The 11,473-nt window shown below is 47.9% G+C and carries 10 protein-coding genes and 1 pseudogene; all 11 read right to left on the reverse strand.

Translation table 11 applies throughout. The features are described from left to right. Positions 1–149: 149 nt before the first annotated feature. Positions 150–1,049, reverse strand: coding sequence for a glycosyltransferase family 2 protein (locus tag DEO48_RS11880; RefSeq protein WP_109845271.1), 900 nt, complete (start codon positions 1,047–1,049; stop codon positions 150–152). Then, positions 1,046–2,284 (reverse strand): flippase, encoded by a 1,239-nt coding sequence (locus DEO48_RS11885; RefSeq protein ID WP_109845272.1) that lies wholly within the window; start codon positions 2,282–2,284, stop codon positions 1,046–1,048. Before DEO48_RS11885 ends, DEO48_RS11880 begins: the two co-directional genes overlap by 4 nt. 12 nt (positions 2,285–2,296) lie before the next feature. Beyond that, a complete protein-coding gene (gene rfbC, locus DEO48_RS11890; RefSeq protein ID WP_109845273.1) occupies positions 2,297–2,845 on the reverse strand; it encodes a dTDP-4-dehydrorhamnose 3,5-epimerase in 549 nt (182 codons plus the stop codon). Between the two features lies 1 nt (position 2,846). After that, positions 2,847–3,725, reverse strand: coding sequence for a glucose-1-phosphate thymidylyltransferase RfbA (gene rfbA / locus DEO48_RS11895; RefSeq protein WP_109845279.1), 879 nt, complete (start codon positions 3,723–3,725; stop codon positions 2,847–2,849). A gap of 49 nt (positions 3,726–3,774) precedes the next feature. Further along, complete coding sequence (gene rfbD, locus DEO48_RS11900) at positions 3,775–4,674, reverse strand: dTDP-4-dehydrorhamnose reductase (RefSeq protein WP_109845274.1); 900 nt, start codon at positions 4,672–4,674, stop codon at positions 3,775–3,777. A gap of 2 nt (positions 4,675–4,676) precedes the next feature. Continuing rightward, positions 4,677–5,759 carry a dTDP-glucose 4,6-dehydratase gene (rfbB, locus tag DEO48_RS11905; protein ID WP_109845275.1) on the reverse strand — a complete coding sequence of 361 codons (1,083 nt, stop codon included), beginning with the start codon at positions 5,757–5,759 and terminating at the stop codon, positions 4,677–4,679. A 354-nt stretch (positions 5,760–6,113) separates the two neighbouring features. Then, positions 6,114–7,010 (reverse strand): GalU regulator GalF, encoded by an 897-nt coding sequence (gene galF, locus DEO48_RS11910; protein ID WP_029742022.1) that lies wholly within the window; start codon positions 7,008–7,010, stop codon positions 6,114–6,116. A gap of 176 nt (positions 7,011–7,186) precedes the next feature. Beyond that, complete coding sequence (gene wcaM, locus DEO48_RS11915; protein WP_109845276.1) at positions 7,187–8,578, reverse strand: colanic acid biosynthesis protein WcaM; 1,392 nt, start codon at positions 8,576–8,578, stop codon at positions 7,187–7,189. A gap of 12 nt (positions 8,579–8,590) precedes the next feature. Continuing rightward, the gene (gene wcaL, locus DEO48_RS11920; RefSeq protein ID WP_109845277.1) at positions 8,591–9,811 is read right to left on the reverse strand and encodes a colanic acid biosynthesis glycosyltransferase WcaL; all 1,221 of its coding nucleotides are present in this window, start codon (positions 9,809–9,811) and stop codon (positions 8,591–8,593) included. Further along, complete coding sequence (gene wcaK, locus DEO48_RS11925; RefSeq protein ID WP_109845278.1) at positions 9,808–11,088, reverse strand: colanic acid biosynthesis pyruvyl transferase WcaK; 1,281 nt, start codon at positions 11,086–11,088, stop codon at positions 9,808–9,810. The genes wcaL and wcaK overlap by 4 nt, the downstream gene beginning before the upstream one ends. A 17-nt stretch (positions 11,089–11,105) precedes the next feature. Continuing rightward, positions 11,106–11,473 (reverse strand): annotated as a pseudogene (locus DEO48_RS11930) (colanic acid exporter); the annotation flags it as partial.

Below are 11,473 nucleotides of genomic sequence, written 5' to 3' on the forward strand. Positions count from 1 at the left end.
GTTAATGAAATAACCTATCCAGTCATTACCTGACGGATAAGTTAAAGCGATAAAGGAAAATGTGAAAAAAATAGAAACAAAAAGCGCCTGCTTCCTATGGGTTAAAAAAGCGTAAACCATAAAAAGGCTCACGAAATATAATATGTATATCATCTTTTTATTAATAACCCTATAAAGATTAGCAGAGAAAAAATCTTCCGTTGGCCTGAAAAAACTGAAGGTAAAACTTCTTTAAATGCAAAAGAAACTAAGGAGCCATAATTAAATTCTTTATTGTTTTTATATGCCTCATGTTTTAAACATGCAATTGTATCAGCTTTACTTTTCGATATAGTTTCAAGATTTTTATTTAGACTCTTTGCTTTCTGTAACCAATTTTTTTTACTTCCCCCGACCACATTACCTGAATGTTGTCGATACAAAATAGAAGAATAATCGAAATAATAAAGCCCATCGACTCGACTAGCATTCAGTGCTAACCACTGATCATGCATATGTGCAAATTCAGGAATTGGCAGCGATGCATCAAGTAACTTTCGGTTCATTATTACTGTGCATCCATACACACTTGAATTCCAGAATAATTTATTCCGCTGTAGATTATTTCTTGGATTAATTTTATTAACGTTATAAAAACTATCAGAGATAATATTATTTTTTTCATCTATGAGACATAAATCTGTAAATACCATTATTTCAGAATTAACTTTATCACCTTCAATTCGAGATATCTCACTAACAAGTTTTGATAAGCGTTCAGAAGGCCATATATCATCCTGGTCACAAAGGAGTATATATTCTGCAGTAGTATGCATTAAAGCCTTGTTAAAATTCTTTATGACTCCGCCTTGTCTGGACTCATTGACAATATTAATACGCCTATCATTTTGCATTAGCTCTTTAATAATAGCGATGGTAGAATCAGTTGAACAGTCATCACTTATTAAAAGTCGCCAGTTAGAATACGTTTGTTTTTGTATCGACTCAATTTGCTCACGTATATATTTTTCACCATTAAAGGTGGCTAATGCAATATCAACTTGTTTCATTTTCTTCCCGACAATATAACTAATAGAATCAAATCACACAAAGTCCGTACCGACCAGGCAATTGCTGTGCCTATTATTCCGAATTTTACTGTCAGTATGGATAACAATGAAAGATAAGGTATTAACTCTATTAAATGTAATGCTGCTGTAGTTTTTGCTTTACCAAGAGCCTGGAGGCTTACATAGGGTATTTGTGCTAGTGCATTAAAATAAAAACCGATTAAAAGTATCTGTAAAACATTAGCGGCCAGATGTGTATATTCGGGCCCCATCCATATACCCATAATCAGCGAGGAGAATAAAACACCAACTATAACGATTGGTAAGCATATTATACTTATAATGAGATAACTTCTGAACTGAAGAGATCTTCTCTCGTTTTTATCAGAACAATATGATAGTTTTGGGAAAAGAGCCCTAGCCAAGGCATAAGGTATATTAATTAAGCGTGAAACGCCTTCTGATGGGGCGCTGTAAAATGCAATTCTTGATGACCCCATCAAATGTGAAATGATAAAGCGATCGAAATATGCCATTATCGGGCTGATGATATTACTCACTGTAATCCATCCGCCAAATGAGATAAGCCTTTTTAGGGTTATAAAATTACATGCGAATCGTGAACTATAGATTATATTCTTACAAATAAATGCAGTTAGTAAAAAAGAAAATATCCGCCCCAGAATCAATCCATATGAAGCATATATAAGCGTCGGCTTAATTAAACACATTAGGGCTGGCAATAATGCCAGGCAAGTACTTGAAATTACTCGTTGGATATTGATATTTGCAAACTTTTCCAATCCTTCGAGATAACCTAACCAGACCTGATTTAATAAATAGAAAGGGATTATAAAAGACACTATTAAAAATGTTTTTATGGCTTCACCCTTCAAATTCGGGGTGACATTTAGTAACTCAACGATCTTTGTAGTCGAGAGAGCCATTATGAATAATGCAATTGAACCTAAAATTACAACAACCACGCTCGCGGTAGATATAATATTCCTCTGTTCTTCAGTATTTTCTCTATTTAACGATACTTCTCGTATAACTGCACGACTTATTCCTGCATCAAAAATACTTGCATAGCCAATTAATGCAAAAACTAATGTGAATAATCCAAAAGCCTCTGGCCCCAATAATCTGGCCAAAAGCCCCAAAGCTGGAATGGCGACTACTGTAGGAATCGCAAAACCAGCCAAATTATAGATGCTATTTCTTATTAAACTCATGTAAATGAACTTTTAAAATAACTGGCATTCATTAAGAGAAAGACCTTTTTTATCTTTCTCAGATATAATAGGTACAATACCCTCTGGTATTGGCCAGTTTATTCTGATTGATGTATCATTCCAGGCTAAAGTATGTTCAAAAGCAGGGCTATAATAATCAGTACATTTGTAAACGAATTCTGTGTTCTCTTCCAAAACATAAAATCCATGAGCAAAACCTTCCGGTATCCACAATTGTTTTTTGTTTTCAGCGGAAAGTTCAACCCCAACCCAGCTACCATAACTTTTTGAGTTCTTTCGTAAATCTACAGCCACATCAAAAACTGCTCCAGCAGTCACGCGTACTAATTTCCCCTGGGTATTTTGTGATTGAAAATGCAAACCTCTTAAAACGTTTATTGCTGATTTTGAGTGATTATCCTGTACAAAGTTCACTTTTCTACCAACAATTTCATTAAAGGTTTTCTGGTTAAAACTCTCGAGGAAAAATCCTCTATTATCACCAAATACTTTTGGCTCAAGGATTAATACATCAGGAATTTCAGTCATGGTCACGTTCATTTCAGATCCCTTCAACCAATTTAAGCATATACTTGCCATAAGCGTTCTTCGACAATGGTATAGCGAGTCTCTTTAGCTGCGCAGCGTCAATAAAACCTTTTCGATAAGCAATTTCTTCTGGACAAGAAACCTTTAATCCCTGACGTTCCTCAATAGTCGCAATGAAATTACTCGCTTCGATCAAACTTTGATGTGTGCCAGTATCCAGCCACGCGTACCCGCGCCCCATCATTGCAACAGATAAGCGCCCTTGCTCAAGATATACACGGTTAATATCTGTAATTTCTAATTCACCACGTGCAGATGGCTTCAGATTTTTTGCCATTTCCACCACGTCATTATCATAGAAGTACAGACCTGTAACAGCGTAATTGCTCTTCGGTTCTAACGGTTTTTCTTCCAGACTGATTGCGGTACCGTTCTTATTGAACTCAACTACACCATAGCGTTCAGGATCATTAACATGATAAGCAAATACTGTAGCACCTTCATCTTTATTTACTGCGGCTTCAAGTTGCTTCGGCAGGTCATGTCCGTAGAAAATATTATCCCCCAAAACCAAAGCGCAGCTGTCATCGCCGATGAACTCTTCACCGATGATAAACGCCTGTGCAAGACCATCTGGGCTTGGCTGCACTTTATATTGCAGGTTCAGTCCCCACTGGCTGCCATCACCCAGCAATTGTTCAAAACGTGGTGTGTCTTGTGGAGTACTGATAATAAGAATATCTTTTATCCCTGCCAGCATGAGTGTTGACAGCGGGTAGTAAATCATTGGTTTGTCATAAATTGGCAGTAGTTGTTTACTCACCGCCATGGTAACAGGGTACAGACGAGTGCCAGAACCACCTGCCAGAATAATACCTTTACGCGTAGCCATCATTTTTTCTCTATAAAAACCAAATGCCCTTATAAGGGCATTTATCTCATTAAACTGATTGAGTCGTAAAAAGTTCAGCAAGCATCCGTTTTACGCCAATATCCCAGGAAGGGAGTACAAGATCAAAATTCGCCTGAAACTTCTCTGTGTTCAAGCGCGAATTATTCGGTCGACGCGCAGGAGTTGGGTAAGCCGATGTTGGAACAGCATTAAGCTTTTCAATAGCCAACTCAACACCTGCTTTTCTGGCCTCATCAAACACCAGTGCCGCATAGTCATACCAGGTTGTCGTATTCGACGCGACCAGATGGTAGAGGCCAGCAACTTCAGGTTTCATCATTGCGACACGAATAGCATGCGCTGTGCAGTCTGCTAACAATTCAGCGCCCGTTGGAGCACCAACTTGATCGTTGATAACAGAGAGTTCCTGACGCTCTTTTGCGAGCCGCAACATCGTCTTAGCGAAATTGTTGCCCTTCCCCGCATATACCCAACTGGTCCGGAAAATAAGATGCTTAGGGCAATGCGCCTGCAATGCCTTTTCGCCCTCTAGCTTTGTCTCACCGTATACATTAAGCGGAGCAGTCAAATCCGTTTCACGCCATGGCTTTTCGCCGTCGCCGGGGAATACATAGTCGGTAGAGTAGTGCACAACCCATGCGTCTATTTTGGCCGCTTCTTTGGCTATCGCTTCAACGCTTGTCGCGTTTAGCAGCCTGGCAAAATCAGGCTCAGATTCAGCCTTATCTACTGCTGTATGCGCCGCCGCATTGACAATGACGTCTGGTTTAATTACACGAACGGTTTCCGCAATTCCTTCAGGGTTGCTAAAGTCCCCGCAATACTCTTTTGAATGCACATCGACCGCTATCAAGTTACCTAGTGGGGCAAGCGCACGCTGGAGTTCCCACCCCACCTGCCCTGTTTTACCGAACAGAAGAATATTCATTATTAACGTTCCCCGTAGTTCTGCTCGATCCAACTTTTATAAGCGCCGCTTTTCACGTTGTTAACCCAATTTTGATTGCTCAGATACCATTCCACTGTCTTACGAATCCCGCTTTCGAACGTTTCCTCAGGCTTCCAGCCCAGTTCAACACTAATTTTATGCGCATCAATAGCGTAGCGGCGGTCATGACCGGGACGGTCAGCAACATACGTAATCTGATCGCGATAAGACCCATCTTTCGGCACAATCTCATCAAGCAAATCGCAAATCGTATGCACTACGTCCAGATTTTGCTTCTCGTTATGCCCACCGATATTATATGTCTCCCCCGGTTTCCCCAGAGTCACAACGGTATAGAGTGCGCGCGCATGGTCTTCAACGTATAGCCAGTCACGAATCTGATCGCCCTTGCCATAAATAGGCAGAGCTTTTCCGTCCAGCGCATTCAGGATAACCAGTGGGATCAGTTTTTCCGGGAAATGGTACGGGCCGTAGTTATTTGAACAGTTGGTGACAATGGTGGGGAAACCGTAGGTACGCAGCCAGGCACGAACAAGATGATCGCTCGAGGCTTTCGACGCCGAATACGGACTGCTAGGCGCATAAGCCGTGGTCTCAGTGAAGAGTGGCAGCTCAGTTGACGCCGGATGCTCATCAGGATGCGGCAAATCACCATACACTTCGTCGGTTGAGATGTGATGGAAACGAAACGCTTTCTTCGCCTGTTCATCCAACGTTGACCAGTACGCACGAGCGGCTTCCAGCAGTACATAAGTGCCAACGATATTGGTTTCGATAAACGCAGCCGGGCCGGTGATGGAACGATCGACGTGACTTTCAGCGGCCAGGTGCATCACCGCATCAGGCTTATGCTTTGCGAAAATGCGATCCATGGCGTCTTTATCGCAAATATCCGCATGTTCAAAAGCATATCGGTCGCTGTCGCTGACTTCACTAAGCGACTCAAGGTTGCCGGCATAGGTCAGCTTATCCACATTGACGACGTCGTCCTGGGTATTTTTAATAATATGTCGTACAACCGCTGAGCCGATAAAGCCGGCCCCGCCCGTCACAAGAATTTTCACGTTATCTGTTCCGTCTAGTGTATATGTCTGGAAACTGGCGTTCTGAAACCTGAGCATTTATTAACGGTTTCAGAAAATGAGCACGCTACCGCCCCTGGCTTAACAGCTACCAGTGCACTGAGCGATGTCTGATTAAATGATTTTTCTTGTCTGGATACAGACAAAAAACTGGCGTTAATTGTCGTCCTAAATGACCTCAGAAACAAGCACAAATCGCTACAAAGCGATCCGTATTTAGACCCTGTAACCCATTGTAATCATAGAATTAATAACAAAAAGCGGCAGTCATTATTTTGGTGTGATGAAATCTAACCAAAATAATGACTGCCGCTTGTTCAACTCGTGGCTGGAATATCAGTCGTTTGCGAGCAACTTCTCAATACGGGTTCTGAACTTCGCCCCTTCCTTCAGGTTACGCAGCCCATAATTCACGAACGCCTGCATATACCCCATTTTCTTACCGCAGTCATAGCTGTCGCCGGTCATCAGCATAGCGTCTACGGACTGTTTCTTCGCAAGCTCGGCAATCGCGTCGGTCAGCTGAATACGATCCCAGGCGCCTGGCTCGGTTTTTTCCAGCTCGGCCCAGATATCTGCGTTCAGAACATAGCGACCTACAGCCATCAGGTCTGAATCCAGCGTCTGTGGCTGATCCGGTTTTTCGATGAACTCAACGATGCGGCTCACCTGCCCTTCCGTCTCCAGCGGTTCTTTAGTCTGGATCACAGAGTACTCGGAGAGATCGCCCTTCATGCGTTTCGCCAGCACCTGGCTCCGGCCGGTTTCATTGAAACGTGCCACCATTGCCGCCAGGTTATAACGCAGCGGATCGGCAGAAGCAGTATCAATGATGATATCCGGCAGCACGACGATGAATGGGTTATCGCCCACAACCGGACGGGCACACAGAATAGAGTGGCCCAGACCCAGCGGCTGCGCCTGGCGCACGTTCATGATGGTCACGCCTGGCGGACAAATAGACTGCACTTCCGCCAGCAACTGGCGCTTAACGCGCTGCTCAAGCAGCGCTTCGAGTTCGTAAGAGGTGTCGAAGTGGTTTTCTACCGCATTCTTGGAGGAGTGCGTAACCAGGACGATTTCTTTGATCCCTGCAGCAACAATCTCGTCGACAATGTACTGAATCATTGGCTTGTCGACGATCGGCAGCATCTCTTTAGGAATGGCTTTTGTGGCTGGCAGCATATGCATGCCCAAGCCTGCTACCGGAATGACTGCTTTCAAATTAATCATTATTTCTTCCACCTTAAAATGGTTGACGAATTATAGCTCTTAAACCTGTTTTCGCCAGCATGATTTGCCGTGATCCTCAGGTAATGTTACGCCTTAGCCCTACAAATTTCTGTAGTTGTAATCTGAATAGATCACGCCTCTTTCCCAGGAATAGTCTCAAAACAGCTAATTGTCGATTATCTGTGCGGAAGCGCAAAGTTAAGCTTTTCCACATTCACCACCTGCTGGTCGACTCGGTCAATATCCACCGAGCTTTGCCCCTTCTCATTCACCGCTTTAATGTTCGCCAGCGACAGCAAGGTCTCATCTTTCGCCATAAATTTACCCCGCACATCCTTGCGCAGGTCGAAGTTGATCTTCAGGGCGGGACCCACAGCGGCTTCCTGCATCACATTGATGTTGCGTAAAAAAAGATGCTGCGGCTTGTTGTGCAGTTCAAGCGTAGCACGCTGCATTTCCACATTGGTTATCGCCACAAACGAGGTGGCGTTACCGGATGAAATCTGTATTCCGCGCAATTTATACGCAAGCTGTCGATTATCGAGGTGAATATTATTGAGCTTGAAGTTCTGTGGGATGGACAAATAATCGCCTTTTATCACCCCATAGCCGATTAACATTCCGGCGCTGTTAACCATGTCGACATTATCAATAATGAAATTATCACAGCCATAAATGGCCACCGTGGCGTTGTCTATTCCCGCCTTTTTACTGAAGTCGGGAGTTATATTTTTGGCCTTAATATTGCGAATAACAAAATGTTTACCGTTTTCAACGTGCACCAGCTGGCGACAGTTGCTGCCGGTGATGTTTGCGACCACGAAGTTCTTGACGGTTTGCTTCTCCGGATAGTCGTTATCGTAGGTGCTGCCGGCGAGGCCAATGCCGATGCCCCAGTTGATCTTGCCGTTGGTGCAGTTAATGTTATCGATGACATGATCGGAGATCAGGATATTGCGATCGTTGATGGCGACGTTCCACTCGATCGCATCCCCCTGGAGATGGCTAAATTTACTGTTGGTGATGCGGGCACCGTCCACCTGGTTGTGGAACCCCTGGCGCAGGATGGCGTAGTTGGCCTGACTCACGCTGATGTTATCAATCAGCAAATTACGCATCACGCTCGGTTTCTTGCCGCCGATGTAGATCTGCGTCACCGGGCCAAAACCGCTCATGGCCAGCCCTTTGATGACGCATTCAGAGCCGCGAACGTCGAGCGTGATGTTCTCCGTGCGGCCAGCACCTTCGCCTATCACTTTGCTACCTTCCTGCAGAACAAAGCGGCCGCGCCCGTTGCCGGTTAACGCCCCGCGGATCAGCAGGGTTTTACCGTCGGGAATGAAAATGCCCGTATTGATGTTTTCGCAGGTGAGCCCGGCGGGGACCACGACGGTGTCGCCGTCATTGAACGCCTGCTTAAAGGCGGCGATCCAGTCGTTGTTATTGTACTGATTAACAGAGACCGTTCTGCCGCTTGCCGCCCGCGCGATGCGTGACGACAGCAGCGGCGTGGCCGCCAGAACGGAGAGAGAAGAAACAAAGGTGCGTCGGGTAATCTTTTTCAGCATACATCCTCGGCGTTACAACGTTTGCAGCAGGCTCGCTAACTGGCGGTTAATCACCTGCTGGTTAAAATCGGTTTCCACTTTTTGTCGGGCGTTCTGGAGCACGGGCTCCAGCGCCTGCTGGTCAATATCGCTGAAGGCTGCTAATCGGTCCGCAAGGGCCATCGCGTTATTCTCCGGCACCAGCCAGCCGGAATGGTCAGACTTAATCAGCTCCGGGATCCCGCTGTGCAGGGTTGATACCACCGGAATACCTACGGCCATCGCCTCCATCAGCGCCACCGGAATGCCTTCCATATCGCCATCGGCGCCCGTTACGGAAGGCAGCAGAAAGACATCCGCCTCGTCGAGCATGGCCTTGACTTCGTGGCTCGGCTTGAAGCCCGGCATCTCTACGACATCTTCCAGCTGATACTGTTCGATAAGCGTGCGCAGACGACGCTCCCACGGCCCAATGCCGAGAATGCGATAGTGGAAATCCACCCCGCGCGCTTTCAGCTGGCGGCAGGCTTCAATGGCCACATGGAGGCCTTTCTTCTCGGTCAGGCGAGCAACGGAGATGATCTGCAGCGGTTTTCCCGGCACCTTGACAGGACGGCGTGTGAAGCGCGTCAAATCCACGCCCATACGCGAAACGGCAATTTTCTCTCCCGGGCAGCCCATGTTTTTCAGGCGCCCGGCCCACAGGTCGCTGATAGGCAGCATCATGTCGCCGCGCCTGAACAGCTGCTGATACTCCGGCGTGTAGTGGTTCAGCACTTCGCGGCTGGAGATGTCGATACCGTGGAAGATGGTCGCAATTTTACCGTCAATCACGCCCAGCTCGCGCAGCTTCGCGGCGGTGACGCCCGCCGGGCCAAAGTGGGCGATAAACACGTCGGCACGATACGGCTGCGCGGTTTGCCCGCAGATCGCCGACAGGATCAGATTGCGGGATTCCGCCCCATAGCGGGAAACATTCAGCGCCCGCCACGTCGACGCGCGGTGGATCCCGCGCAGCGTCTGGCTGGCCCGGTGGCGCAGCTTGCTCAGCTTTCCGGACGGCTCATCCTGCAGCCAGCGGGTTTTCGCCTCCAGCCCATACTGGGTATACGCCGCATGGGTATTTTTGGTATCGCCCTTTTGCAGGGCGATAATCTCCACGTCATATCCCATATCGATAAACGCGGTGATTTGGTTCAGGACAAACGTTTCAGACGACAGCGGAAATTTCAGTAAGAAGAAACCAACCTTCATTTCCCCTCCCGCACGCGGTCAAGTACCGATTTCACCATCCCAATGCCCTTCTCGCGCTCGGTTTTCACCGCCACGGCCAGGCGTTCATTGATGGCGGGCAGTTGACCCAGGGTGTCCCCCACCATCGCACCCAGCGAACCATCCAGCAGATGACGGATATCCACGGCCATTTCCGGCATACCGAGCTGCTGCATGATGCCTGCTGATTTGTGTTCGTAGTTAATGGCAATGGCCGGCGTGCCAAAGTTCATGGAGATAATGGCGGAGTGCAGACGCGTGCCGACGGTCAGGTCGCAGGCGGAGAGAAGCTTGCCCATCTCCAGGTCGTTCAGTTCGTCCATCACCACGTGATAGCGGGACGGATCGTTAACCAGATTGCGCAGGTTCAGCGCCACCATACGGTCGTCTTTGTTGTAGCTGTCGATGCCGGTGCAGGTTGAGAGCGCCAGCACCTGGTACCCGCTGTCCAGCACGCGGTTCACCACGTCGGCGAAGGCTTTCTCATACGCCGCCTGCGTCGTACCTAAACGCTTATCGAAGGGCGCCAGCTCGCGCAGGGTTATGGCGACGGTTTTCTGTTTCGCCGCCACGTCGAGCCAGTGCTGCACCGCGTAGCTCGGCTGGAAGCCGTCGTCCTGATGATCCACCAGCCACGCGGTGTCCACGCCGTGCTCAACTTTTGAGGTGTCAATTTCGCTGCGCTTCATCATGTCGAGGCTGACCGACTCGCGCAGGATCAGCGCGTCGCAGTGGCCGAAGACGTAGTTTGCGAGCTGGTTAAACTGCGGATCCTGGAATGGCCCGACGCTGTGGCCAATCATAAACAGCGGCTTTTTCGCCATAAAGGTACAGAGCGCATGCTCAAACTGCGGCACGCCGTAGAGATCGACGAAGAACGAACCGCCGACCTGAATAATGGCGTCATAACCGGAAAGCAGACGGACAAAATCGGTAAAGCCCTGCGCGATCGCGATGTTGCGCAGCTTGCCGGTATCGGTCACGCGGGAAAGCAGCACCTGGTGCTGGTAGCGACGGCGCAGCACTTTCTTCACGCGGCCCATCACGCCCGCGGCGTTGTTATGCTGTTTCATCTGGCTGTAAAGCGGGTCGCCCATCACCGGGCGGTTCAGTAACCAGGATGAGCTGACTGGATAACGGCTCATCACGTCCACTTCGGTCTCAGGCTCAAGGGTGTTAATTGCATCCAGTAAACCGCGCAGGATGGCGCTGTCGCCACGGTTGCCGCAGGTATGGTTGCCAAGAATTAATAATTTCATAATGGCCTCTTAAATAACTAGCCTGCGCGAAGCAGCGTTTTCATTTTTTCGTTACGGCAAAACTGGCGCTTCATCTCCACCACCAGCGCATTGCGTGACAGCACAATCATCACGCCAAATGCCAGCGCCCCCGCGGCAACCTGCACCGCCAGCAGCGCGGCCAGCGGCAGGTGACCGCTGAGGATGATGCCCAGGCCGTAGCTCACCGCCAGGGTCGGCAAGGAGAGATAGAACGGCAGCCACAGGCTCAGGATGTACTGACGGTAGCTGGAGCCCAGCACCGGCTTGATCATGATGAAGTAGCTCAGAACGGTATTGACTACCTGCACCAGCAGGAAGCCCAGCGTGACGCCGATGGCGCCCGCCATATGCCCGCCGACGATAA

The sequence above is a fragment of the Enterobacter sp. CGMCC 5087 genome, assembly GCF_003144775.1.
Taxonomy (GTDB): Bacteria; Pseudomonadota; Gammaproteobacteria; order Enterobacterales; family Enterobacteriaceae; genus Enterobacter; species Enterobacter cloacae_M.